General features: G+C 35.0%; 31 protein-coding genes and 2 pseudogenes. 29 read left to right on the top strand and 4 right to left on the bottom strand.

Annotation, left to right across the window (positions count from 1 at the left end; genetic code table 11):
- Positions 1–151 precede the first annotated feature (151 nt).
- The 8 genes and pseudogenes from HPT25_RS21455 (at position 152) to HPT25_RS21420 (ending at position 6,405) form a co-directional block, all read left to right on the top strand.
- A complete protein-coding gene (locus HPT25_RS21455; RefSeq protein ID WP_173069025.1) occupies positions 152–574 on the top strand; it encodes a hypothetical protein in 423 nt (140 codons plus the stop codon).
- 230 nt (positions 575–804) lie between these two features.
- Positions 805–1,413, top strand: a complete 609-nt coding sequence (locus HPT25_RS21450; RefSeq protein ID WP_173069021.1) for a hypothetical protein — start codon at positions 805–807, stop codon at positions 1,411–1,413.
- A 162-nt stretch (positions 1,414–1,575) separates the two neighbouring features.
- Positions 1,576–2,430, top strand: a complete 855-nt coding sequence (locus HPT25_RS21445) for a GNAT family N-acetyltransferase (protein WP_173069018.1) — start codon at positions 1,576–1,578, stop codon at positions 2,428–2,430.
- Positions 2,431–2,916: 486 nt separating this feature from the next.
- A complete protein-coding gene (locus tag HPT25_RS21440; protein ID WP_173069015.1) occupies positions 2,917–3,549 on the top strand; it encodes a YdeI/OmpD-associated family protein in 633 nt (210 codons plus the stop codon).
- 208 nt (positions 3,550–3,757) lie between these two features.
- A complete protein-coding gene (locus HPT25_RS21435; protein ID WP_173069012.1) occupies positions 3,758–4,132 on the top strand; it encodes an immunity protein Imm33 domain-containing protein in 375 nt (124 codons plus the stop codon).
- 158 nt (positions 4,133–4,290) lie between these two features.
- Complete coding sequence (locus tag HPT25_RS21430; protein ID WP_173069009.1) at positions 4,291–4,638, top strand: hypothetical protein; 348 nt, start codon at positions 4,291–4,293, stop codon at positions 4,636–4,638.
- A 275-nt stretch (positions 4,639–4,913) separates the two neighbouring features.
- Positions 4,914–5,714: pseudogene (locus tag HPT25_RS21425) on the top strand (tyrosine-type recombinase/integrase).
- Between the two features lie 190 nt (positions 5,715–5,904).
- A pseudogene (locus HPT25_RS21420) lies at positions 5,905–6,405 on the top strand (GNAT family N-acetyltransferase).
- 170 nt (positions 6,406–6,575) lie between these two features.
- On the opposite strand, the gene HPT25_RS21415 reads toward HPT25_RS21420, so the two are convergent.
- Together HPT25_RS21415 and HPT25_RS21410 are read right to left on the bottom strand one after the other, a co-directional pair.
- On the bottom strand, positions 6,576–7,235 hold the full coding sequence (locus tag HPT25_RS21415) for a YczE/YyaS/YitT family protein (protein ID WP_173069006.1): 660 nt from the start codon (positions 7,233–7,235) through the stop codon (positions 6,576–6,578).
- The gene (locus tag HPT25_RS21410; RefSeq protein WP_173069003.1) at positions 7,219–7,674 is read right to left on the bottom strand and encodes a GNAT family N-acetyltransferase; all 456 of its coding nucleotides are present in this window, start codon (positions 7,672–7,674) and stop codon (positions 7,219–7,221) included. Before HPT25_RS21410 ends, HPT25_RS21415 begins: the two co-directional genes overlap by 17 nt.
- A gap of 126 nt (positions 7,675–7,800) precedes the next feature.
- Between HPT25_RS21410 and HPT25_RS21405 the strand changes: the two genes are divergently transcribed.
- The 7 genes from HPT25_RS21405 to HPT25_RS21375 all read left to right on the top strand — a co-directional run bounded on the left by HPT25_RS21405 (position 7,801) and on the right by HPT25_RS21375 (position 13,726).
- Complete coding sequence (locus HPT25_RS21405) at positions 7,801–8,253, top strand: MarR family winged helix-turn-helix transcriptional regulator (protein WP_173069001.1); 453 nt, start codon at positions 7,801–7,803, stop codon at positions 8,251–8,253.
- 26 nt (positions 8,254–8,279) lie between these two features.
- Entirely contained in the window at positions 8,280–8,798 is a 519-nt protein-coding gene (paiA, locus tag HPT25_RS21400) for a spermidine/spermine N(1)-acetyltransferase (protein WP_173068998.1), read from the top strand.
- Between the two features lie 20 nt (positions 8,799–8,818).
- Positions 8,819–9,442: an FMN-binding negative transcriptional regulator gene (locus tag HPT25_RS21395; RefSeq protein ID WP_173068995.1), complete on the top strand. Its 624-nt coding sequence runs from the start codon at positions 8,819–8,821 to the stop codon at positions 9,440–9,442.
- A 572-nt stretch (positions 9,443–10,014) separates the two neighbouring features.
- Entirely contained in the window at positions 10,015–10,641 is a 627-nt protein-coding gene (locus HPT25_RS21390; RefSeq protein WP_173068992.1) for a hypothetical protein, read from the top strand.
- Between the two features lie 292 nt (positions 10,642–10,933).
- Positions 10,934–11,548, top strand: coding sequence for a YgaN family protein (locus HPT25_RS21385; RefSeq protein ID WP_173068990.1), 615 nt, complete (start codon positions 10,934–10,936; stop codon positions 11,546–11,548).
- 456 nt (positions 11,549–12,004) lie between these two features.
- On the top strand, positions 12,005–12,235 hold the full coding sequence (locus tag HPT25_RS21380; RefSeq protein ID WP_173066603.1) for a hypothetical protein: 231 nt from the start codon (positions 12,005–12,007) through the stop codon (positions 12,233–12,235).
- Positions 12,236–12,790: 555 nt separating this feature from the next.
- Positions 12,791–13,726: a hypothetical protein gene (locus tag HPT25_RS21375; protein WP_173066606.1), complete on the top strand. Its 936-nt coding sequence runs from the start codon at positions 12,791–12,793 to the stop codon at positions 13,724–13,726.
- Positions 13,727–13,874: 148 nt separating this feature from the next.
- On the opposite strand, the gene HPT25_RS21370 is transcribed toward HPT25_RS21375, so the two are convergent.
- Positions 13,875–15,020, bottom strand: coding sequence for an ABC transporter permease (locus HPT25_RS21370; RefSeq protein ID WP_173066609.1), 1,146 nt, complete (start codon positions 15,018–15,020; stop codon positions 13,875–13,877).
- Positions 15,021–15,032: 12 nt separating this feature from the next.
- Positions 15,033–15,941, bottom strand: coding sequence for an ABC transporter ATP-binding protein (locus HPT25_RS21365; protein ID WP_173065172.1), 909 nt, complete (start codon positions 15,939–15,941; stop codon positions 15,033–15,035).
- Positions 15,942–16,306: 365 nt separating this feature from the next.
- Here HPT25_RS21365 and HPT25_RS21360 point away from each other — a divergent pair, with 365 nt between their 5' ends.
- The 14 genes from HPT25_RS21360 (at position 16,307) to HPT25_RS21295 (ending at position 25,651) form a co-directional block, all read left to right on the top strand.
- Positions 16,307–16,549, top strand: a complete 243-nt coding sequence (locus HPT25_RS21360; RefSeq protein WP_173068987.1) for a hypothetical protein — start codon at positions 16,307–16,309, stop codon at positions 16,547–16,549.
- Between the two features lie 78 nt (positions 16,550–16,627).
- Positions 16,628–16,894, top strand: coding sequence for a SunI/YnzG family protein (locus HPT25_RS21355; protein WP_173068984.1), 267 nt, complete (start codon positions 16,628–16,630; stop codon positions 16,892–16,894).
- Positions 16,895–17,153: 259 nt separating this feature from the next.
- Positions 17,154–17,768, top strand: a complete 615-nt coding sequence (locus HPT25_RS21350; protein WP_173068983.1) for an HAD-IA family hydrolase — start codon at positions 17,154–17,156, stop codon at positions 17,766–17,768.
- A gap of 196 nt (positions 17,769–17,964) precedes the next feature.
- Entirely contained in the window at positions 17,965–18,636 is a 672-nt protein-coding gene (locus tag HPT25_RS21345; protein WP_173068974.1) for a Crp/Fnr family transcriptional regulator, read from the top strand.
- Between the two features lie 73 nt (positions 18,637–18,709).
- Positions 18,710–19,075 carry a carboxymuconolactone decarboxylase family protein gene (locus tag HPT25_RS21340; protein WP_173068980.1) on the top strand — a complete coding sequence of 122 codons (366 nt, stop codon included), beginning with the start codon at positions 18,710–18,712 and terminating at the stop codon, positions 19,073–19,075.
- A gap of 468 nt (positions 19,076–19,543) precedes the next feature.
- On the top strand, positions 19,544–20,368 hold the full coding sequence (bla, locus tag HPT25_RS21335; protein WP_246277254.1) for a class A beta-lactamase: 825 nt from the start codon (positions 19,544–19,546) through the stop codon (positions 20,366–20,368).
- Between the two features lie 221 nt (positions 20,369–20,589).
- Positions 20,590–20,751 carry a MerR family DNA-binding transcriptional regulator gene (locus tag HPT25_RS21330; RefSeq protein ID WP_246277378.1) on the top strand — a complete coding sequence of 54 codons (162 nt, stop codon included), beginning with the start codon at positions 20,590–20,592 and terminating at the stop codon, positions 20,749–20,751.
- Between the two features lie 109 nt (positions 20,752–20,860).
- Positions 20,861–21,532 (top strand): Crp/Fnr family transcriptional regulator, encoded by a 672-nt coding sequence (locus tag HPT25_RS21325; RefSeq protein WP_173068974.1) that lies wholly within the window; start codon positions 20,861–20,863, stop codon positions 21,530–21,532.
- A gap of 74 nt (positions 21,533–21,606) precedes the next feature.
- Positions 21,607–21,972 (top strand): carboxymuconolactone decarboxylase family protein, encoded by a 366-nt coding sequence (locus HPT25_RS21320; protein WP_173068971.1) that lies wholly within the window; start codon positions 21,607–21,609, stop codon positions 21,970–21,972.
- A gap of 560 nt (positions 21,973–22,532) precedes the next feature.
- Complete coding sequence (locus tag HPT25_RS21315) at positions 22,533–22,967, top strand: YciI family protein (RefSeq protein WP_173068968.1); 435 nt, start codon at positions 22,533–22,535, stop codon at positions 22,965–22,967.
- Positions 22,964–24,229 carry an RNA polymerase sigma factor gene (locus tag HPT25_RS21310; RefSeq protein ID WP_173068966.1) on the top strand — a complete coding sequence of 422 codons (1,266 nt, stop codon included), beginning with the start codon at positions 22,964–22,966 and terminating at the stop codon, positions 24,227–24,229. Before HPT25_RS21315 ends, HPT25_RS21310 begins: the two co-directional genes overlap by 4 nt.
- Before the next feature lie 113 nt (positions 24,230–24,342).
- Complete coding sequence (locus tag HPT25_RS21305) at positions 24,343–24,774, top strand: YciI family protein (protein WP_173068964.1); 432 nt, start codon at positions 24,343–24,345, stop codon at positions 24,772–24,774.
- Positions 24,775–24,862: 88 nt separating this feature from the next.
- The gene (locus tag HPT25_RS21300; RefSeq protein ID WP_173068960.1) at positions 24,863–25,258 is read left to right on the top strand and encodes a VOC family protein; all 396 of its coding nucleotides are present in this window, start codon (positions 24,863–24,865) and stop codon (positions 25,256–25,258) included.
- 51 nt (positions 25,259–25,309) lie between these two features.
- Entirely contained in the window at positions 25,310–25,651 is a 342-nt protein-coding gene (locus tag HPT25_RS21295; RefSeq protein ID WP_173068957.1) for a DUF1801 domain-containing protein, read from the top strand.
- Positions 25,652–25,849: the final 198 nt, after the last annotated feature.

The raw sequence follows: 25,849 nt of genomic DNA, 5'->3' as shown, positions 1-25,849 counted from the left end.
CTTTTTCTATTCAACAATCGGGCGCAAGAATTGAACAACGATGGACTGTTTCAGCAGTCCATTTTTCTTGGTCTTTAATCAGTTAAATGGCAGGTTTACGTTGGAAGTGATTATATAAAGTAGTTACATAATACAAATTGGGGGAGAAAAAATGAGGCATTTTGGTTCTGAATTACGATTTGGTTTGGTTAAGAAAACAAATCAAGATTCATCGCTCATCTATGTAGTAATTCCAGAGGTTATCCTAAAATTTTTAGTTCAATATCAGTCTGAATTAAATATACAGCTTGATAAATTTGTGCAATTTGAAAAAGATGAAATACGATACCTATATACTGAAGAAGTTGAAGAATTGCGGAGCTTTGCTTCTGTATTATTAGTATCATTAGAAAATAAAAGTCTAATATTTCAAGAATTTAGAGATAAACATAATTTGTCCGAGATTAATTTTTTTCAGGATGACGTAAATGAAGTATTTAATCATCTTATTTATCTATGCGATGTGGTTCTTAATGGACAAAAAATATTATACGTTTCGTCCGGGTACGATGATTCAGCAATGATTGAAGGGTGAAAATCATAATGTGGCTTATTCAACAATCGGGCGCGATTCTTCAACAGAATTGTGCTCTTTCTTTATGTAAAGGGCCAGATTGCCGAATAAAACGTTTATATAAAGTGGGTATATTGAATAGTTTGTGAAAAAATTCACTCAAACTAAGCTGCAGTGTAGTACAACAAGAACTATCACCTTCCAATTTATGTTAAAATAAATTAACTACTTTAACTTTGGAGGCTGAAAATATGAAACGAATGCCATTTGAACCACCAACAGACCACTATGATGAACGAATCGAAGCTATAGATGAACAAATATGTGAACTAATTAATCAACGGAAAGACCTTTCAAATAATAATCCAGGTTTTCCAACTAAGCAACTTATTTCTCATTGGTCTAAGAAATATGGTTTTTATGAAGATTTTTTAAATAGTCTTTTTGCAGATTTTTTACGCGAAGAGATGTATAGACCTGTTTTAGAGCCAAAGGGCTTTCTAAAAAACATACCAATTTTAAAATCATTTGAAAAAGATGATTTGTTTTATTCGGTAACTTGTCTTCGCCAATATAAAAATGCTAGTGTTGTTCATTTTAACATTGATAGAGAAGATTCTGATGAGATTCCTGGGGATTTTCGAGAGCGTAAACATACCTGGTTTGAACTTTATATTAACGACGAGAATGGGATTGAATACAACTGTCGAAACGAAGGAGGCGGGGGCTCCAGAGGCCATATGTCATTTACTTTTATTGTGACTCCTCCTTTACCTGACGATTTTTCAGAAATTAAATTAGTTTTTAGAGAATGTAAAGCTCCATTCAGTAAACCGACAGGCTTTGAATTTATCATATAAATGGACAACCATTTTACTTATTCTTATCTTCAATAAGATCTTCCATAATCGGGCGTATTTGATGGGTAAAGGCTTTGTGTCAAACGGGCCAGATTGCAGGATAAAAAAGTGTTTCTAAATCGGTGCCTTCGATATTATCTGATTAGGAATGGGGTATTGAAAATGAAATTTAAAGTTTACCATAATGCTCATGATTTTGAGAAAAAGATAGAGCCGTTATTATTGGAAAAGGAAGATGTATTCAGTCTTTTTTTGGGTGTGCTACAAGCGATTAAAGCTGGTAATTATGAGAATCCATTTATGGCGACAATTGAAGAGGAAGGAAAAATATTAGCCCTTTTTCAAATGACACCCCCTCATCCGTTAAATCTTATTTTTGTCGATGAAATCCGTTTAGAAGAAATAATAGATTTTTTCATAAAAAGTGTGCTAGAACATGAAATAACCTTTCGTTCGATTATCAGTTTGAAGCCATGGGCATACAAAGTCGCTAAAAAGTGGGAAATTAAAACCGATATGACTCATCAACTACTTATGGATCAGGGATTATATCGATTAAATAAGGTAAATGATTCGCTTGAACATAGTCCCGGTAATTGGCGCCATGCAGAAGAAAGTGATTCAGCAATTATCGAAAAGTGGTTCAACTTATTCGAAATTGATACCGGATTACCGATTTCACCAACTGAAAACGTGAAAAAACGTGTTGCAATGTTTCTAAAGGAACGGGAAGTCTTTCTTTGGGAGAATAAAGGAAAGATTGTATCTATGATGAAGAAGTCACGTCCGACAAAGAACGGTGTAACCGTTTCTTTGGTTTTCACGCCAAAGGAAGAGCGCAAAAAAGGATATGCTCGGACGCTTGTTGCGGCGGTATCAAGAGAATTACTCAATGATTACAGCTTTTGCGTACTATACACAGATTTGATGAATCCGACATCAAATAAGATCTATAGGGAAATTGGCTATAAAAGGATTGCAGATTCTGTTCATCTAAGTTTTGATAAAGACAAATGATTTTGTTCCAATAACTATTCGAATTTAAAGCGGATCTTCAACAATCGGGCGCAATTCTGTAGTAAGAATTGAGCTCTTTCTATATGTATAGGGCGCGATTGTTCAATATGAACAGTCGCTTTCCTTGTTCCACGAAGCAGTTAGTCAAAAAGGAGAAATAAAGCTATTTAGAGAATATTTCATAAATAAGTAAGACTGCTAGCCATTATTGGGAGGATAAAAATGGACGGTGTAAATTTGGTTCCCATTATTTTAATTTCAATAGCAATATTCGATTTTCTAATATCGAGGAAGATTAAGGATAAAAAGAAAAGTGTCCAATTTAAAATATGGTTATATTCAGTTACAACTATCGCTTTCTTGGTTGGTTATTTAATATTAATGGCTTAACATTATTCTAATGGACTTATTTAGTAATATTGTTATTAAGCTAACAGGCAGGTTAATCCAATAAGAAATTGAAGAATTGAAAGAGGAGGTAACTTGATGACAAACAAAGGAATGAATTCTAAAGTTGATGAATATCTCGCAGAGGGTTGTATGCGTTGCCCTCTGGGGGGAACTCCTGATTGTAAAGTCCATAATTGGGAGGAAGAATTGAAGAAGTTAAGAATAATTCTTCTTGACTGTGGGCTAACTGAGGAATTGAAATGGTCGCAACCCTGTTACACATATGAGAAACGAAACATAGTCATAATGAGTGCGTTTAAGGAATACTGTGCGATTAACTTTATCAAAGGTTCCTTGTTAAAGGATGCCAATGGTATTTTAATCAAACCTGGAGAGAATACTCAGGTGGGACGCCAGATTAAGTTTACCAATGTTCGAGATATAGTTAAGATGGAACCTATCTTGAAAGAATATATTTACGAAGCAATTGAAGTGGAGAAATCTGGTGTAAAACCGAATATTAAAAAGAATCCAGAACCAATTCCTGAAGAGCTTCAAAAGAAATTAGATGAAATACCTGCCTTCAAAACTGCTTTTGAGGCATTAACACCAGGAAGACAAAGGGCTTACATTCTTTATTTTTCAGCACCAAAACAATCAAAAACTAAAGAATCAAGAATTGAAAAATATATGGCGAAAATTCTCAATGGAAAGGGATTAAATGATTAGAATATTCTTCTTGAACTAACTGGTGCACCCCTTTACTTCAATAACGATATTCAACATTCGGGCGCAAGAATTGAAGAATTTATGGACGTAGCAGTCCATCTTTTCATGGTCTTTTATCAGTTAAATAGCAGTTTAGCGCAACTAGGAAGTAGGCAATTTCTGTTGTATTATTAAGGGAAAAGTATTAAATTGGTATGGGAGAATAACTATGTCAATTAATGTGGAACGAGAACAAATTAAAATTTGCAATAAATACGGTGCTGAATATTTTCCAGCAGAAAACAACTTAAAATTAGGGATTGCTACCAACGTTAAAGAAGGTATAGTTCCGATTAATGGTCTTCGTTTATATCCAGAAGACGGCACTTCTGGTTGGTTTATCTGGGCAGGAGAAGTTTTTTCCGAAGACCCTGATTTTTTTGTCCCTCTTCATATATCACATATTGATGAGTGGGAACCAAATATAAAAAAGTATCTTGGTTTAGCACCAGGATGGAGATTTTTAATTGCTGATGACAATGAAGATGTTTGGTTTGACCAAGATATGCTTGATAAATATGCTAAAGAGATGCTTGATGATTAAAAAACTTATTAAGCTACCGGGTAGCTTATGTTAAAGATGGGGTGGCTGCAGCGATCCCATTTTCTTGTTGTCCGAACGTGGCAGGCTACTTGAAGAAGGAATCCATTCAAGATACGTTGAATTAAATATAATTCATATTTTAGACCGAGGTGTGGCTGGTGGGAAAAAACCGATATGTTGGTAGCTGGTCTGAATCAAATTTTGTTGAAATCGATTGGTCGTTTAGTAAGGAAAACCTTGTTGATTTGTTAAAGAGTGTGGTAAATAAAACAAATCAATATACTCACCAACAGATTTGTAATTGGTGTGATAAGCATTATATGAAATATTTGAATGAAGACAAGCTAGGTGATGAAAAGCTATATGGCATATTAGAGGATATTTCTGCCCAGTGGGATTTATATTTAGCTAACACCTTTTCGCTTAAAGAACTACAACATCTGGATTTTTCTAAAATAAAACTCCCGATTGAATGGTTTGAGGGCTGGTTAAAGGAATTAACTTAAAAGCTTTATAATCTAAAGTTTGTGAAGTGTTATACTTACGCTAACGGGTGCGTTAGTGAAAGAAGATGTAGTATTTTTCTTTAATATTAAGATCTTCAACAATCGGGCGCTTTTCCAGAACAAGGAAAGCGTCATTATTATGTCTACCAAGGGCTATGAGACTATACTGAAAATAGTTTTCTTAGATTGTTGAATAAGTCTTGTATAAAATTTACTCTTTTTGAGCATAATAGAATCAAGATTAATTGGTTCATAATCAGGAGAGTGAAAGTGCAATGTTATTATCTGAAACTTGGGAGAAGTATAAACTTGATAAGAAAATCGAGGGATATTCAGCTCTAACATTGAAAACCTATTGCTTTCAACACAACCTGTTATTAAAATTCTTTGGCGATATTGATATGACTGAATTTACTAGGGAGAAACTCAAAAGCTACTTAATTGAGGCGGGTGAGCATTTAAATCCGTCTAGTCTAGGGCATCGAGTTCGTTGTATACGATCAATTTTCAAATGGACATATGATGAAGGCTTCATTACAAAGAATCCAGCTGCTAAATTGAAGGAACCAAAACTGGGCAAAAGAATCCCAAAATTCCTTTCAGAGATCGAAATAGAGCATTTACGGGAAGCGTGCCATACCTCCATGGAAAATGCATTATTTGAATTTTTTTATTCTACCGGTTGCCGAATTGGATAAGTAGTAAAACTCAATCGTGATGATATTAACTTTTCTACGAATTCCGTTATTGTTCATGGAAAAGGCGATAAGGAAAGAGAGGTGTACTTCAATATTCGTTGCTCCCTATGGTTGAAAAGATATTTAGATGAACGGGACGATGAGGATCCATGCTTGTTTATTACCGAAAGAAGTCCTAAAAGACGTATGAGTATCGACCTGATAAGATATATAATTAAGCGAATTTCAAGTCGTGCAGGAATTAAGAAAAGGATCCATCCACATCAACTACAACATAGTTATGCGACTCACATGATCAATAACGGAGCGCCTCTTGAAGTTATCCAGAGCCTACTTGGTCATGAGAAGAGTGAAACAACTAAAATATATGCTGAATAAAGTGGAAAACTGAGACACGATTTCTATAGCAAATACTTCTAACAGAATAATTGAACTTAAAATTCTTGGTGGGCACGTTCTTTATTGAGCGTGTTTTTTTCAGTTAAAGAATATGAGATTGAGTAACGTTAGGAAATTTGAAATAATTGTAATTAAGTAATGGGTGGGGTTGTAAGAAAGAGGGGTTTTTATGATAATTCGAGAGATTAAACCTGAAGATGCAGAGAATTTTATTAATCTTATTAAGCAAGTTGAAACTGAAGCTAATTTTATGCTTATGGAATCTGGAGAAAGAAAAACTACAGCTGAACAACAAAGTAAACAATTAGAACGTATTGAACAGCAAAGCAATTCTACAATTTTTATTGCAGAGTAAGAAGATGGAAAGTTAGTAGGCTACTTGATTGCCATCGGTGGAAGTGTTAAGAGAACTAAGCACTCTGCTTATCTTGTAATTGGTATTTTAAAAGAATACAGAGGGCAAAGGATAGGAACAACTTTATTTCAATCTTTAGAAGAATGGGCAATAAGGCAAAATATTTCACGATTAGAACTTACAGTGGTAACCCAAAATGAAGCAGGTATAGCTTTATATAAGAAAAGTGGATTTGAAATTGAAGGTACCAAAAGAAATTCACTTATAATTAATGGAACACCCTATAATGAGTATTATATGTCTAAATTATTATGACTTTCTTTACTCTGTTAAAGTGCTCTATTCTTGAATAAGAAAGCGTTCTTACTGAATCGGGCCAGATTGCGGAGTAAAACGTTTTAAAAAATTTGTATCCTGAATGGGATGTGAAAACTTTCAATTAAACTTTCTGGGAGTTTAGATGAAGAACAAAATTAAAACTCATTCTAAACAGAATGAGTTTTGTCTTTCTCACTAGTAGTCGCTGTATTAGTCTCAGTATGCGTGTTCAATCCTTTTGTAACCAATGGCATAAAGTAATTAAGAATCGGACCTCCCACACAAACAGTAAAGATAGTCCCAATACCAATTGGTCCATTGAATATGAAAGCCATTTTCAGGAATAGGAGATAAATTAATGTTTTAGAGAACATCATGCTCATTCCAGTTAATTCTCGAATTATTAACATTAAATGATCAACAGGAATTGGTGCAAAATTTGTTTGTAAATAGATTGCAGTTCCTAACCCTATAACGATTAATCCTAACCCGAAAAAAACAAATTTGGTGAACCATTGTTCAGGTGTGATGAAATGATTTAATAAAAAAAGCCACATATCGATACCAAAACCAGTTATACAGGATGTGATTAAACCCAAAAATTCAGGTCTTTTTCTTTTTAATAACGAATTGCAAAAAATCAGTAATAAGGCAATTACGATTTCCCAACTTCCTACAGTAAGACCAACCTTTTTAGATAACCCTACCAGGAGTGCATCAAAAGGAGACGTTCCAAGGTTTGAATGTATAGTGAAAGAAATTCCAAGGGTTAATATAAGAATTCCTAATCCATAAAATATATATTTTGTTTTACACTGTCTGTTCATCTTTGTTGAACAGTTTTTTTACCATTAAAATATGTGGAATCCCATCTTCCATAAACACGTTGGAAGAAGTATGATAGTCCAGTTTTTTATAAAAACCCTCTGCTTGTGTTTGACCGTGCAATTTAACCAGGGATACTCCTTTTTCTTCTGCAATGTCTTCCAAGGCTTTAATAATAACTTTCCCAATACCCAATTTACGGTATGGCTCTAATATACAAATTCTCTCCAACTTACCAGAGTGATCAACAACCCTTATTCTGCCCGTCCCAACTGGATGGTCATTGTAATAGACTAGTATATGTTCACATTGCCAATTAAGTGTGTCAAATTCATCAAATTCATCTTCTAGAGGAACGCTTTGTTCCTTCACAAATACTTGTTTCCGAATAGCAAATGCTACCCTTAAATCTTCCTCAATCGTTATTCTTTTTGCATACATTTTGTTCAGTCCTTTTAGATTAATATGCATCATGTTTTTTTGTTGCAAATGCAACAAAGATGAGTTAAATTTAATATATGCTAAATTTGTTGTATTTGCAATAAAAAAATGAACAAGGAGTTAATTATGAAGGAAATTCTTCGTGAAATTGGAATGATCGCAAGGGCATTAGATTCTATAAGTAATATAGAATTTAAGGAATATGACCTTACAAAAGGGCAGTATTTGTACCTGGTACGAATATGTGAAAGCCCAGGAATCATTCAAGAAAAGTTAGCCGAGATAATAAAAGTAGATCGAACAACAGTAGCTCGTGCTATACAAAAACTTGAAATGAATGGCTTTATTGAAAAGAGAGACGATCATCATAACCAAAAAATTAAAAAACTATTTCCAACAGAGAAAGGGAAAAATGTTTATCCTTTCATAAGACGAGAAAATGATTATTCCAATATGGTTGCATTAGATGGATTTTCCGAAGAGGAAATAGAAACGATTTTTAATCTTCTTCACAGAGTAAGAAAAAATATTGAAATAGACTGGGAATTTGTCAAAAAGGGAAACAAGAGAAATTATTGATTATATAAAAGGAGCAATAAATAAAAATGGCTATAAATATAAAAAAATGCACCCTTGAGGATTTAGGTAAACTTCAAGAAATTAGTTATGAAACATTTAATGACACATTTAAGCATCAAAACTCAACTGAAAATATGAAATCCTATTTGGAAAGGGCATTTAACTTAAAACAATTAGAAAAAGAATTGTGCAATATTTCTTCGGAATTCTTTTTTGTTTATTTTAACAATGAAATCGCTGGATATTTAAAGGTCAATACAAATGAAGCTCAATCTGAAGTAATGGGTGATCAATCACTTGAAATCGAGAGGATTTATATAAAGAACAAGTTTCAAAAACATGGACTTGGTAAATATCTGCTAAATAAAGCTATGGAAATTGCGATGGAACGTAATAAAAAGAAAGTCTGGCTAGGCGTATGGGAAAAGAATGAAAATGCTATTGCTTTTTATAAGAAAATGGGTTTTGTTCAAACTGGATCCCACTCTTTTTATATGGGTGATGAAGCACAAATGGACTTTATAATGATCAAAACTCTCATATAACTTTTTGAAAGGTGGATTATATGTATATTCCAAAATATTTTAAGAACACAGATGTTGATGAAATTTGGGGTTTTATTCAAAATAACTCTTTTGGCACGATTGTCACAACAGAACAAGGGAAACCAATTGCCACTCATTTGCCTTTGGGGTTTAACAAAAAAGGTGATGATTGCTATATTACTGGGCATATGGCTTATGGAAATCCTCAGTGGAGAACATTTGAAACCTGTGAAGATGTGCTTGTTATGTTTCAGGGACCGAACGCTTACATTTCTTCTTCTTGGTATGGACATGAAGAAGTTCCAACATGGAATTATCAAGCCGTCCATGTATATGGTAAAGCAAGCATTTTAGAGAAAGATGAATTAATAGAAGAATTAACAATAATGTTGGAGAAATACGAAAAACACCGTGATAATCCAGTTTTATGGGATAAACTTTCTTCTCAACTCTTAGAAAGTGAACTGAAAGGTATAGTTGGATTTAAGATTAAGGTGGGAGAAATTCAGGCTGCATATAAATTAAGTCAGAACCGTAATGAAACGGATTATATTAACATCATTGATAAATTACAAAAAGAAGGAAATCCACAATCGAAACAAATGGCAGAACTAATGGAAAAGAGATTAAAAAATCATAAATAAGCCCACTTTTTTCAACCCTAAAATGCAAGAATTAAAGAACGGAACGGAGCTGTCATTTTGGTAACTTCTCTTCAGATTGTGAAGGAATGTACTTACGCTAACGGGTGAGTTAGTAGAAGAACAATTAATCCATTTTAAGGCTGGGACCACATCTTAGTTATTCCAGAATCGGGCGCTTTAATTGGATAAAAGAAGAGCATATATTATATATGACTAATATGTGATCTTCTTTATTTTTAAGGATTTTTATAATTTAGGTCTTGATAAATTTTAAAGCAACATTTGCTGACTAAAAATCTATCTTTTTTATGGGTGGTCCAAAAAATAACGAATTCTTTCCATACTCCATTATGGATATCGTAAGATATTGAAATAAAAGTAAGTTCATGACCCGTTTTTACACATACCTCGGCTGAACCCCTTATATAGTCTGGATAAAAAGAAGCTGTAGCTTTCAATGAACCGTTCCCTTCCAATGCCTATAAATGTATATTTGTTGGATTTTATTTACATTATTTGTCTATTGATATATAATCGATAATCAAATGAATAACAGGGAAAAGGTGGGAAATATGCAAGGGAATAGAAACATAATAAAGGGATTCATCATAATATTTGCGGCAGCAATTATGTTTGGCAGTGTCAACATGACTTCTGCAGCGTCTATAAATTTAACTCAAAAACAAAAAGAAAATTATTACAAGCAATACACACTGATTTTGGCAGACATAAACAAGAAATACCCGAATTCCGGATTATCTCTTGAACCGATGGACAAATTTAATTCAAATGATTGGGTTAAACCTACAACATTCAAAAAAATAGCCGATAAAAGAGCCACAACTAATTTTGTTTTTAAACCAAAACACAAATCAGATGATTCTTTTGATGGGACAACGAAGACAAAGTCTATGACGGTTAGCGGAAAAAATACTAAAACTATCAGTATTACTGGATCATTTACTACACAATTGAGTTCAACCGAAAAAAGACAACTGTTTTCAGGGATTAGTGCTATCACTTCAAAATTAGCAATTGGTACAGGTTCTTGGACCCAAACAGGGTATGAATACAAACTAATAGATGGTGGCCGTACATATGTTATTACGGTTGGAGGAAAATATACAGATAACGGTATAAGTCAGCCATTTTGGATCGATGTGGAATTTTATTGTAATGCATTCGGATCAGTTGGGTAATAAAGATATGCTCCTTGCGATGTCTGTTGGAGATATTATTATTGTTTATGAATACCGTAATAAAATGTATCAAGCGAAATCAATTGAATTAATAAACCACATGATTTGATTGATAAAAATCCTTTTTATGGTCCAGTGAAACATTCATCGATCTTAAACAATCGGGCGCATTTCTAGAGTAAGAAATGTGCTCTTCTTAATGAATTGGGCCATTTAACGGAATAATTAATATTGCAAAATATGGAAAATTTGAGATAATTTAATGTAACATTGGTTAATTGGGGAGTAAAAGATGCGAAATTTTAAAGGGTATTGTTTTTTTATAATTTTCACCTTGTTGCTAACTGGGTGTACCGGTGTAGAGAAAGAAAATCCGTCATCAAATTCGAAAATAACCATTGAGCCATATAACTTGAGTGAAAAGGAAAAACTGCTTATTAGCAAAACTGGTGTAGGGCAAATTGAATTTTTTAAGCTGAATGGCACTCTGAAAGAAGATGATGATTTGCAATTTTCAGTGGAGGAGTTTGAAAACGGTAAGTTTAAAAAGGAGTTGCTAAGTTCTTCGGATGAACCGAAAACAAAATTTAAAGACAGCCTCATTTCTTTTGGAATAAGTGGTTTCGAAGATGAAGATCATCCTTTAAAGCTATTATCGCGGGTACCATCTGGACTTGATACAACGAAGTATTCGAATAATATGACAACGTATTCCTTTAGTAAGTTAATAAGCAAAAAAATCACTTTAGAGAAAAATAAGCCAGCATATTTAGTTGCTTGGTTAGGCACTACTAAAAATGGTTTGCATTCTGTTGAAAGCATAAATGGCGAATTACCAAAAGGTCTTGAAGAAGCAGAGAGTGCACTTTTATACAAAGTTTTATGGACCGATAAAGTAAAGAAATAACTTCCGTTTTGTTTAACAATCGGGCACATTACTTGAACACCCGGGCCGTATAGACGGATGTTTGTTTCTTTAGCAATATGACAGGTTAGAATTTTTTATTAAATGTAGAAAATAGTGATTTATATATTGGAGGATTTATAATGAAACGTCTTCTTTTAGGTGTATTGGTGGTAATGATTATACTTCTAGGAATGTATTTATTGACTACACACAGGGTTTGATTTTAATTACCTTTCTTATTCAAGTAACGGGTTGCTTTACTTCAATATATTCTCGTCACTTCCACAACTTTTGCTTTAACTGAAATAACAGAATTTATGGCTTTACGAATTCATCCCTTTCAAAAACGGCATAAAATCCTGCATGGATTTTTTGGATTTTTTTGTTAATTTATCTCTATCTCTTGCTAAAAAATGTTAGGATAGAATAAAACAATAGTAGGATTGGTGTCTTATCATGGAGAAAGAAACCGAAAAACAAATAATAAATGAGTTAAAAAACATAAGTCAGTCATTAGAGTCAATTAACATAAAGTTAGAGAATAATGAAGAAAAACCTTCTTATACAGTTTGGCTAATTGTAAAATCCTTGCTAATTGGAATTTTTATTGTGGGCCCTGCAATTGTTATTGTAATAGGGATTTTTATGATAATTAGTAGTTGGCTGTCCAATTACTTTGGACATTAGTGAAGGTAAAGACCCTCTCTTTAACACCCGTAAATGGGGTAAGTCCGAGATAAGTCCAAGATAAGTCCAAATACGGCATGATAGATGTAATTAAATGTGAAATTTGCATTTGGAAAGATATCAGTTTTGGAACACAGAGTCTGATTTTCGACAGGTTCTATTTTAATAAAGTTGTTTTTAGCAGCATAAATGTCTTTGTCTGTTTATTTAACCTTACTTATAAACTAAAAGAACAAATAGCTAAGGAAAACTTTTTAAATTTATTCAGCAATCGGGCGCAAGCATTGAAGAATTTATGGACTGCAGCAGAAGTCCATTTTATCATGGTCGTTAATCCGTTAAATGGCAGGTTTGTAGAAGAAGTGTGTACATCGTTTTGGGATTTTATCGAATAATTGGATTATATAACCATAGAAGGGGAGCGTATGATATTAAATATCTTAATACCTATATCAATATTAGCTGGACTGGCTGTCATTGGATTCCTAATGGTTAAAATGTTAAAAAAGTAAAGTGAATAAGGTAAAACAGTATCTTCCTAAAGGGGGCTTCTAATTGAAACACTTTACAAAATGGATAAATCGGACGTTCAATCATGATTCCAGAAAAAAAATGACTCTCGTTATGGGAGCTCAATATGAACCGCAAACATTTGGACAACCAGTTGAACGAAACCAAACCTCGTTAATTAGTACCAGAGATGCCGAAAAATACTTTCGTCCTTCCAGCCTCCCTATTAAAAATACCCTTATCAAAAACTTCCAATTTTTTGATCCTTATTATGATAAAAACTACAAAGAAATTATACTCCCTGCATCATTATCTCGGACTCCTGATGAAACTGTTTTAAACTACTTTAGTATTTTAAGAGAGGCAGAAAACCTCACTCCAAACCAGTTGGGTGGGTGCGGAACTGTGGGGATGGCAAGGTTGCCCTATCCAATTGCATATAACTTTTTTACGAAAGACTATCAGAAAAGGGTATCCTATAATAAATATCTTCAATCGTTTGCTGGAATTGGACATATAAATTTAGTTAAGAAGAACAGACTTCCTGATGAAAATGGCATTGTTCCATATTTCGTTGAGCTAGAAAGCATTGAAGGCTCATCAAAAGGCGTCACCTATTTTGCTTATTATTACGGCTATGTCCAATTAAAAAAAGTTCAAAACATGTATAAAATTGACCAGATGAAATTGTACGGAGAGGACTTCCTATGTGCAGCCTATCATCTCTGGCAGCATGATGCGGAAGCAGTCGTTGGTATTATGTATGGAGAATGGTGCAAGTTAATAAAAAAGCAGCTGCCTACTAAACAAGATGGTTACGTCAAAACCATTGATTATTTTGGTACGGATGGAGCCTATTATCGATTTATTTTTTATCAATTAACAAATGATACAGATGTTTTAATTTCTCAATATAAAAAGGATTCTGAAGGAAACTGGAAATCCATCAGAATTGATCCTTACAAATGTGTAAAAAACTAGGGGTTGTATTAATTCGAACCTTTACTTCAATAACGATCTTCAACAATCGGGCGCTATTCTTTAGCAAAAAGTAAACGGGCAATACATATTATGTATTTAATATGTATTGCCCGTTATTTTGTGATTTATGGAACCAAAGGAAAAATAATTAATTTGTAGCTCCCTTAAAGAAGTTTTTAAATCCTACTAAAGCTAAAATAAAACAAATGATACTAAATCCAATTAAATAATATAAAGTTGGCAATATATCAGCTAAATTAGCCCCTCTTGTCATAATATTAACAAAGCCTGTTTGTGCCCAATATTGAGGTAAGAAATGAGCAATTGTTTGAATCGATTTCGGCATAATATCTAACGGAACCCAAAGTCCACCTAATGCAGCTCCACCCATTGTGATAATTTGAGTAAGGCCTATGGCCATTTGTTCACTCTTTGTATAAAAAGAGATCACTAACCCAAGTGTAGTAACAGCTAAGGTCAATATGAAAGATAGTACAATTAGAGAAGGGATATTTCCTAAACTCAAATGATAAGCAAAATAACCAAAACCTAATAAGACAGCTATTTGAATTAGCACTACAATAACACAAGGTATCCACATTCCGAACGTATATTGAAACCTGGTTATAGAAGTTGCATATAAACGAGCTAACATTCCACTGTCTCGTTCCCTGATAAAGGTTCGAGCCATACTCATCAATATAAAGAATACAAACATAACAGTATATCCAGGCACGATACTAGTAATTGCATTTACTTTTTTTACAGAAACTGCTTTAGACTTTAAATCGATCGAAGGAGATAAAACAGAGTGAGCCTCTGTAACATTTTTAGAGTGAGATTGAACGAATGTCTGGATTTTAGCTTGGTTATAGCCATTTATTATGTTTTCCACTAAGGTTTTAATAGGAGCAACCTCTTGAGCCGAACTTTGGTTCTTATCATAGTAAAAATGTAAAATAGGAGACTGTCCAGATTTGATAGACGATTCAAATCCTTTATCAATGATTAATAGATTTGTATCCTTTCCTTTTTTTATTTGAGCAAGTACTTCTTTTTCGTCTGATTCTTTTACCAGCTCAAAGGTTTTAGAAGGAGATAAATGATGAATAAAATCTTTTGATAAAGCGGAGTGATCTTGATCTATGTAATGAATTTGAAAAGTATAGTTTTGATTTCCTAAAATGGTTGAAAACATTACAATAAATAAAATAGGTAGAATAATAAGGAAGAAAAACATACCTCTTTCTTTACTCATTCTTTTTAGTTCTTTTTTAATAAAAGCACCAATCATATTCCCACTCCTTTAATCCCGTAAAGATGTTCCGGTTAACTTCAAGAAGATATCTTCTAAGTTTGGTTTTGCAATTTCTAAACGATTTACTTCTAATTGATGTTCTTTTAATAGATTTGTCACCTTTTCTAATAAGGTTAAAGCTTCATCGTTTTCTACAACAATCCCGTTTCCTTTTAGATATACATTTCCTAGCGAAGTAAACATTTCTTCCGTTATTGTCTCCCCCTCAACGTAAACGGATGGAGTAGAATATTTATGTAGTACTTCTTGTACCGAACCATTTTCTAATACCGTGCCCTTATCAATTAAAGCTATATATTCACATAAATGCTCAATTTCTTCCATATAGTGACTAGAATATAAAACCGTGATGTTTTGTGTTTTTAATTTGTGAATGATTTCAAAGATATAATTCCTTGATTGAGGATCCACACCCACAGTCGGTTCATCCATAATAATAAACTTAGGATTATGCATTAAAGCACACCCGATATTAATCCTTCTTTTCATCCCACCAGAATAGGTTTTAACTGCTTCTTTTCCTCGATCTTTTAAACCGACCAAATCTAATACTTTCAATGCTTTTATCTTTGCCTCTTTTGATGACAATCCGTTAACCGAACCAAAGAACTCAAGATTATCAATTGCAGTTAAAGTTTCATTCAAAACAATATCTTGTGGAATATAACCAATTTGTTTTTTTATCTTATGAGAATTGGTTTTAATTTCATCCCCTAGAAAAGTAACATCCCCCTCATATTTTTCGATGATACCAGCTAAAATTTTCATTAATGTGGATTTACCAGCACCATTTGGTCCAATTAACCCAAAGCAAACACCACTAGGGATAGTAAAATTCACGTTTTGTAAGGCGGTGTTTTTATCGTAGGTTTTTGACACATTTTTAATTTCTAACATTAATCCCCCTCCTAACCTTATTGAATATTAAGAAATTATTGTTATCCTTTATGTTATCATCTCCATTCCATATTATCCATATTTTTCTATACACGTAAGTAATAGTTAATCCAGTCCGTATTTATCATTGAGCCCTGACAGTTGGTGTCAATATTTAAAAGTTATGACACTATTCGTTTTAAAGAAATTAAATTGTTGTCCAATTAAAAAGAAGATTGTTCAGCAATCGGGCCATATTCTGGAATAACACATTTAAAGTAAATTGGTATTAGCATAGAGGTTGTGGAAATTTTTTCTTAAAGTAACTGGCAGGATCATTCGATAAGGATTTAGAATATAAACTGAAATATTACCCGAAAAAGGGGATGGTTTTGGTGGGACTTAAGGAGTTAATTCATTTCCTTAATAAATTAGAAGAAAGTAATATATTTTATAAGCTAAATAAAGTTAGAAACGAAGCTATTATGGTTGAAATTGTTGTGCCTGGTCAACGTTGGGAAGTTGAGTTTATGGAGGATGGCGTAGTAGAAATTGAAAAATTCATCAGCGATGGAGTATTTTATGATATTAAAGAAATAGAAACGCTATTTAAAGATTTTAGTGATTAGTTCTACAAGGGAAATTAATACAAAATTATCTAAAATATGGTATTATAGTAGTATTTATTTTATCAGAGGGGGAATACGATGTTGGGAATAGATATAGAAAAAGTCGGTAGTGAATTAGTAATTAGGCATCAGTTAACAAAAGTAGAAATTCCTATTAATGATATTGTTAATGTCACATCTGATGATACATATGCCGGGAAAGAGAAAGATGCAATAAGGATTGGCTCTCCTTATGGTACTACAGATAGGATTGCAATTCAGACTAAAACAAATAACTATTTATTATTTACAACTAATTACACCTCAATTATGAATAAAATTAAATCAGCTATAGCAGAAAATTAACAAATTAGGGATTGTGAAGCAATCCCTTTTCGTATCACTAACAAGTCAAAATGAGTTGATTCCCCTTTTGACTGACAGATTAAAGCTATCTTTCTATGTGTTATAAAGTATGCTTTTTGACAGTAGTTGTAAACAAAAAATCCCGGGAATTAAAGTTTTTAGGGGGATTACTGAGATACCATGTTCAATCGATTAAAAGGATATTGGGAGGGCTGGACTTAATTAATGGAAATTATATGTTCACCTTGGGGGAGTTAAAATGTACAATCACATAATTTGGGATTTTGATGGTACTCTTTTTGATACCTACCCAGTAATGGCAAAAATATTTAAGGAAGCACTTAAAGAAAAAGAGATAGAAGAGCCGTTAGAGGAAATTGTAAAACAAATGAAGGTATCTGCGTCATCGGCATTGAGATACTATGAAAAGAAGTATCATATTGACAACGATTTTATAACTAAATATAAAAAAAGAAAAAAAGAGGCCGAATTAGAACTATCCAGACCATATGAGGGAATTAAAGAGATCTGTACATACATTCACTCAACTAATAGAAAAAATTATTTACTTACGCATCGAGGGGAATCCTCCATCCAATTACTAAAAAAGTATGATTTATATGATTTTTTTTCTGATTTCATTACATCCAAACAAGGATTTGAAAGAAAACCAAGTCCTAATGCAATTAATTACTTAATTAACAAATATAATATGATTCATTCAGAATCTATAATGATTGGTGATAGGGATTTAGATTTATTATCTGGGAAAAACGCAGGGATAAGTGCTTGTTATTTTACTGAGGGAAATGATAAAAATAATTATGCTGATTACACAATTAATAGCTTTGAGCAATTATACTCGATCGTCTGATCGTTTTTAAATTCTGACTGCTTTAGTTTAACAATACATAGTAAATAATCTTCAACAATCGGGCGCGATTCTTCAACAGAATTGTGCTCTTTCTTTATGTGTAAGGCCAGATTGTTGAACAATCACGTCTAAAGGAAAAATTTAGTTTACAATAAAATTGTTTAAACATAGATTTAATAATGATTAGGAGGAACAAATGATCAGTAAACTAAATCAAGTTATAAAATGTTTCCCTTGCCTGTCCTCTATTGAAGCTAAGGAATGGAATAGAACAGATATTTCTATAGTGCAAGTTCCAACCACTCCTGTAGCTTTTGCAAAGGGGCATCGCTTACACCATGCTATTTTTATTTTGGATGGCTGTGTACGCATTTATAGGGTTGGAGAAAATGGTAGGGAGATTACCCTCTATCGGGTTCATAGCGGTGGCGTTTGTCTAATGATGGTAGCTAGCGTATTAGGTGATTTAGAATATGAGGCTTATGCTGCAATCGAAAGTGATGTTGAAGCCTTAATCATACCAGCCGAAACTTTTCGGAACTGGATACATACATATGATTCGTTAAGCAGATTTATATACGGATTATTTATTCGTAAAATGTCAACTGTGACTCAGCTTGTAGAAGAGATTGCTTTTAAAGGGATAGACGATCGAATTGCAGATTATCTCATTAAACATACCTCTCAGTATTCCGACGAAATAATCATAACCCATGAGAGGTTGTCTATCGAGTTAGGGACAGCAAGGGAAGTTGTTAGCCGAACACTAAAACAGTTTGAGAAGGAGGGATTTCTTACTTTACATCGTGGGAAAATCATAAACATCCAACGAAAGGATTTACAACAAAAATTCAGCCGTTTTCTGTGATATAGTTACAGAAATTTTCCTCTTTTAGATTATATGATTATGGAGACAACATTCATTATGAAGGAGGATCTCCATGGGAAATCCAAACGATCTTTACAAAGGTGACGATGTTCTTTATCGAAATTCTTATTTAAAACGAATTAATGAGCTGATAAAAATGGCACCAGCACCCTCAAAAGCCTTCTTAACATTTGAGAAGGAAGCGTTTGTATCTGGATTAATATCAACAAAAACAAAGGAACTTATTGCGATTGCGGTGGCTCATACGACTGGTTGCCCCTATTGTATTGATGTTCATGTGAACAAATATAAGAAATATGGGGGAACTATGGTTGAGGTTATGGAGGCAATTATCGTTGCATCTGCAGTAAAAGCTGGAGCAGCCTTGAGTCATGGTGTAAATGCCTTAAATGCGTATGAGAAAAACAATATGCTATAAGGGATTCCACCACATACCTTGATGGACATGTGGAAACCGATTAGATTAGTTTTATAAATGATTGGATGTAAATATTAAGAAACCCAGCTAATCTTCATAAATAGCTGGGTTTCTTAATTTGGATGAGCAAAATAGCACATAAAATAAGCCTAAATTATATCCTAAAGTGACATTCTGCTTACACTCTTCTTTTTGATTTGACAATTTCATTTCAAATCAAAAAAGAGTGTTCAGAAGATGACGAGTTTTTGAACCTATAATAGGTTTGCCTTTTTTACTTGGTTCAGCAAACGGGCCAGATTGTTGCATAACTAGTGGAAAAAAAATTATATTTTGTGAAGATTTTCACTCAAACTAACGGGCAGGTTAGTTTTATACGAATATGGTGTTTTTTTTAAGGGATGGAAATACTTATTCATTGTAAAAAATTGTTCTAACACTCCGTTTATGGTAATATTTTACTTCGTGATGAAGGGAGTGATAATTATTAATACTCAGAAAAATCAAGAAACGGTGATTAAAGATCTATTTGCTAAACTTGAGAATAAATTTGATGCTATACTCGGGGTCTTTGCATTAGATATTGGGACCAACCAAACAATAAACTATCGACCAGATGAGCGTTTTGCATATGCTTCTACTCATAAAGTTCTATCTGTAGGCGCGCTTTTACAACAGAAATCAATTGAAGACCTTAATCAAAGAATTACCTTTACTCGTAATGATTTAGTCAATTACAGCCCAATTACAGAAAAGCATGTTAATACAGGTATGTCCCTTAGAGAGCTTTGCGATGCTACTCTTCGATACAGTGACAATACTGCGGATAACCTCATACTTAAGCAATTGGGTGGACCAAGTGGGCTTAAAAAATCACTCAGAGAAATTGGTGATAATGTTACCAACCCTGAACGATTTGAACCTGAGTTAAATGAAGTTAACCCCGGAGAGACACATGATACTAGTACACCAAAAGCACTTGCTGTTAACCTTCAGAAATTCACACTTGGGGATGCACTCCCTATTGAAAAACGTGAGCTTTTAATAGATTGGATGAAGAGAAATACAACTGGCGAAACATTGATTCGTGCTGGTGTACCAAATGGTTGGGAAGTGGGTGATAAAACTGGAACAGGATCATATGGCACGCGAAATGATATTGCTGTCATTTGGCGTCCGCAAGGAAATCCTATTGTTCTTGCAATACTTTCTAGTCACGATAAAAAGGATGCTACTTATAATGATAAACTTATCGTGCAGACAACAAAGATAGTAATCGCTGCCTTTAATTAACAAACAACTGGTACGCTTGTAAATTATTTCACTTAAAGTAACGGGTAGCTTTACTTCAATAAAGATCTTCAACAATCGGGCGCGATTCTTTAACAGAATTATGCTCTTTCTTTATGTATAGGATCATTTTGTGGAAATCTCCAACAAACGGACCCGATTATTATAATTTTGCTTGCTCCCTCCGTTACATCATACGCTAATCTTAAATTATACCAACGTTGATGGAGGTATTATTTTATGAAAAATCAAGAACTGCTTTTACAATTAGTGAATTTGGAAAGCGTGCAAGTACAACAGTAAGGACGTTAATATTTTATGAAGAATTAGGATTACTGACACCAACAAAGCAAAATGGGTCTGGCCACAAGCTGAAGTTAAGATAAGCGCGATTTGTGGGCAGTACCCCATATTAACCCGTTAAGCAACCAAACAGTTGTTTAGTTTACAATAAAATTGTTTAAACATAGATTTAATAATGATTAGGAGGAACAAATGATCAGTAAACTAAATCAAGTTATAAAATGTTTCCCTTGCCTCTCCTCTATTGAAGCTAAGGAATGGAATAGAACAGATATTTCTATAGTGCAAGTTCCAACCACTCCTGTAGCTTTTGCAAAGGGGCATCGCTTACACCATGCTATTTTTATTTTGGATGGCTGTGTACGCATTTATAGGGTTGGAGAAAATGGTAGGGAGATTACCCTCTATCGGGTTCATAGCGGTGGCGTTTGTCTAATGATGGTAGCTAGCGTATTAGGTGATTTAGAATATGAGGCTTATGCCGCAATCGAAAGTGATGTTGAAGCCTTAATCATACCAGCCGAAACTTTTCGGAACTGGATACATACATATGATTCGTTAAGCAGATTTATATACGGATTATTTATTCGTAAAATGTCAACTGTGACTCAGCTTGTAGAAGAGATTGCTTTTAAAGGGATAGACGATCGAATTGCAGATTATCTCATTAAACATACCTCTCAGTATTCCGACGAAATAATCATAACCCACGAGAGGTTGTCTATTGAGTTAGGGACAGCAAGGGAAGTTGTTAGCCGAACACTAAAGCAGTTTGAGAAGGAGGGATTTCTTACTTTACATCGTGGGAAAATCATAAACATCCAACGAAAGGATTTACAACAAAAATTCAGCCGTTTTCTGTGATATAGTTACAGAAATTTTCCTCTTTTAGATTATATGATTATGGAGACAACATTCATTAATGAAGGAGGATCTCCATGGGAAATCCAAACGACCTTTACAAAGGTGACGATGTTCTTTATCGAAATTCTTATTTAAAACGAATTAATGAGCTGATAAAACTGGCACCAGCACCCTCAAAAGCCTTCTTAACATTTGAGAAGGAAGCGTTTGTATCTGGATTAATATCAACAAAAACAAAGGAACTTATTGCGATTGCGGTGGCTCATACGACTGGTTGCCCCTATTGTATTGATGTTCATGTGAACAAATATAAGAAATATGGGGGAACTATGGTTGAGGTTATGGAGGCAATTATCGTTGCATCTGCAGTAAAAGCCGGAGCAGCCTTGAGTCATGGTGTAAATGCCTTAAATTCGTATGAGAAAAACAATATGCTATAAGGGATGCCACCACATACCTTGATGGACATGTGGAAACCGATTATAATAGTTTTGTGAATAATTGGATGTGAATAATTAAGAAACCCAGCTAATCTTCATAAATAGCTGGGTTTCTTAATTTGGATGAGCAAAATAGCAAATAAAATAAGCCTAAATTATATCCTAAAGTGACATTCTGCTTAAACACTCTTCTTTTTGATTTGACAACTAATTTCATTTCAAATCAAAAAAAGAGTGTTCAGAAGATGACGAGTTTTTGAACATATAATAGGTTTGCTTTTTTACTTGGTTCAGCAATCGGGCCAGATTCTGGAACAACACCTTTAATAATAGGGTGAATCTTAGTAGATAGTCTCATAGGCATGGACCGATTGTTTGCCTGTCCTGCCCTATTATTGATAGACAGGATTTTTACTGCTTGTCGCCGAAAGTAATACGGAGAAAAAATTTATATAGCTGTCGATCCGGTTAAGGTTAATTCGTTGTATATATAGAAGCGGACTTACCCGAAGGTTTTACATCAGTTAAGAAACTTAACAAATAAATAGGAGGTATACAAAATGAGATTTATGATGATTGTCAAAGCTACAACAGATTCAGAGGCGGGGGTTATGCCCAGCCAGGAGCTTATTGATGCCATGCAGAAATATAACGAAGAATTGGTAAAGGCCGGTGTCTTGCTAGCGGCTGATGGCCTCATGGCCAGCTCAAACGGAATCAGAATTTCCTATCCGGAACCTGGAGGTAAACCGAAGATTATTGATGGTCCGTTTACGGAGGCAAAAGAATTGATTGCAGGATATACGCTGATTGATGTCAAATCGAGAGAAGAAGCCATTGAATGGGCACTGCGTATGCCGGACCCCCATGGATTTGGCCAGGGAGAGATTGAGCTCAGGCAGGTAATGATGGTAGAGGACTTAACAGACAATCCCGAGTGGTTGGCGAAAGAAGAAGCACTTCGTAAAAAGGTTGAGGAGCAGAAACAAGCGTGAGTTTGTCCGATACACATCGAACCATTGATGGAATATGGCGAATAGAGTCAGCAAAGCTTATTGCGGGGTTAACTCGAATAGTACGGGATGTCGGTCTTGCTGAGGATCTTGCCCACGATGCTTTGATGGTTGCCCTTGAACAATGGCCACAGACCGGCATTCCAGACAAACCAGGTGCTTGGCTTATGACGACGGCGAAGCGACGTGCGATTGACCTTATACGCAGGACCAAACTGTGTAATCAGAAGTACACAGAGATCGCCCGCAATACTGATTTATATACAGAGGATGACATAAACCATACTTTAGCCGGGGAGATCGGTGACGATCTTCTTCGTCTGATTTTTATGACCTGCCATCCGGTGTTATCTCAGGAGGCTAGAGTAGCTCTTACACTTCGCTTGTTATGTGGGCTTACAACGGATGAAATTGCACGTTCTTTTCTAGCTGCTGAAGCAACGATTGCACAGCGAATTGTCCGAGCCAAGAGAACTCTTAGAGACAAAAAGGTTCCTTTTGAGGTGCCGGCAGGAGAAGAACTTAAAGATCGCCTTTCTGCAGTACTTGAGGTGATTTACCTTATGTTCAACGAAGGATATTCGGCAACCTCCGGGGATCAATGGATCCGTCCGCTCCTTTGTCAGGAGGCGCTAAGACTCGGACGTGTACTGGCCGAGATCGTACCTCATGAGCCGGAAGTTCATGGATTAGTCGCCCTTATGGAGATTCAATCATCGCGCTTTAAAACGCGGGTTAACTCTATGGGCGAACCTGTTCTTCTCATGGATCAGAACCGGGCCGAGTGGGATCAATTGTTAATTCGTCGCGGATTAGAGGCATTAGAGCGTAGCCGAAAGCTTGGACGACCGCTCGGACCTTACTCGCTGCAGGCTTCGATTTCGGTTTGTCATGCACAGGCACCTACCTCGGATAATACCGATTGGATTCGTATTGCAGCCCTTTATGAAGCATTGTCAAGAGTTACTCCATCGCCAATCGTCGAATTAAACCGGGCAGTCGCCGTATCTATGGCGTTTGGACCTGCCTTTGGACTTCAGATTGTCGACGAGCTCGCTGAAGAATCTTCCTTAAAGGGATACCATCTTCTACCGAGCGTTCGTGGAGACTTTCTGGTGAAGCTTGGGAGGGTCGATGAAGCTCGTAAAGAATTTGAACAAGCAGCATCTATGACTCTGAATGAGCGTGAACGGAAACTTTTACTCAACCGGGCAGCTGAATGTGATTCTCGCATATCAAAATAATTTTTTACAGTATTGTCGATAACAGGGTTTCCCAATCGTCGATATAGTAAGGGAAGAGTTACGGCAGTGAATATTGCCTTAAAGTGATCTTCCCATAAGGGAGGGAAACAATAATGCGATTTATGTTCATTGTCAAGGCGACCGGGTACTCGGAAGCAGGGGTAAATTACAGCCGGGAACACAACGATGCAATGATTGCGTACAAGAAGTCTTTGGCCAGCGCCGGTGTGCTCATTTCTGCAGAGGAACTCCATCCAAGCTCAACCGGGATAAGGATAATGCATCCATCTGATAGTGGATGGCCGGAAATACTGGCCGGCCCGTTTCCGGTTGATCAAGAGCTTATTGCGGAATATATCCTGATCGATGTCAACTCAGAAGATGAGGCATTCAATTTGGCTCTACGGATGCCGGTTCCGGGTCGAGACGAGTGTAAAATCGAAGTTCGTAAGCTCAAAGAGAATCAGGGTTTCTTACGAGACTCTGGAACGCTGGTCATGGAAGCCGATTTAGAGAACCAACTCAACATGTTAAAAAAAATTTAAAAAAGTTTTTTACTTTTGTCGATTTCACCAATGTTTATTCGTTGTATTTATCGAAGGACAAATAAAAAATGGAAAGGTTGTTGAAAAAATGGGAGCACAATTAAACTCTTATCTAATGTCGGAGGATGCAAGAAGCCAGGCGGATTTTTACGTAGAGTCACTCGGTGGGGAAATTCTATTAATTAAAACATTCGGTGAAGCACCAGGAACTCCAGAAGCGATGAAGGATAAAGTTATGCATCTGTCTTTGATGGTAGCTGGAAGGAATATGCTAATGATCACTGATTCCTTTGAACCGGTATCGAGCAGCCGCAGCATCAGTCTTGCTTTAACCTATGACAATGAGTCTGAAGCTAGAGAGGCATATACCAAGCTTGGTGAGGGTGGAGAAAACAAGTATCCCTTTGTTTTGCAGCCATGGGGCGCATACTATGGAGAAGTTATAGATAAATTCGGTGTTACATGGATGATTACCAAACCGTAAACCATCCCAAATTAAAAAAATTCACTACATACAAAAAGGAGAGTATGCATAATGAATCAGGAAGTAACTGATTTTATTAAAGCGTTAAAAGAACCATGGCAGGGAGAACTATCTACAAATTTACGTGAGGTCGTCCACCAGGCTATACCGGATGTCCATGAACGTATTCAGTATAAGAAACCCCATTTTTTGAAAAACGGAAAATACGCTGCTGTCATCTCAACATCAAAAAATGCGGTTAGCTTTACGATCTTTAATGCTGCCGAGTTGGAGCTTCCTGAAGGCATGTTCGATGGTCCACCGGAAAGAAAAACAATGAAGCTGCGTGAAGGGGATACGTTTGATTCAAGGCAGCTAGTGTCATTGGTCAGCCAAGCTTCAGGCTCACTTTAATTGCTAATACAAAGCATTGGTTTTATAGAGTTAATAGTACTTCATTTTTTGGGTTTCAGATATTGGTAAAATACCATAAGAACTCATTGAGTTAGAAGGAAAGGTATTCAACAATCGGGCGCTTTTCCAGAGCAACAAGAAAGCCAAATTTCTTAATTTAAATATTGAGAAATTTGGCTTTTTATTTTGGAATTGGAA

The organism is Neobacillus endophyticus (genome assembly GCF_013248975.1).
GTDB classification, from domain to species: Bacteria; Bacillota; Bacilli; order Bacillales; family Cytobacillaceae; genus Neobacillus; species Neobacillus endophyticus.
The sequence above is the reverse complement of the archived record's forward strand: the minus strand, read 5'-3'. Positions and strand labels throughout refer to the sequence as shown.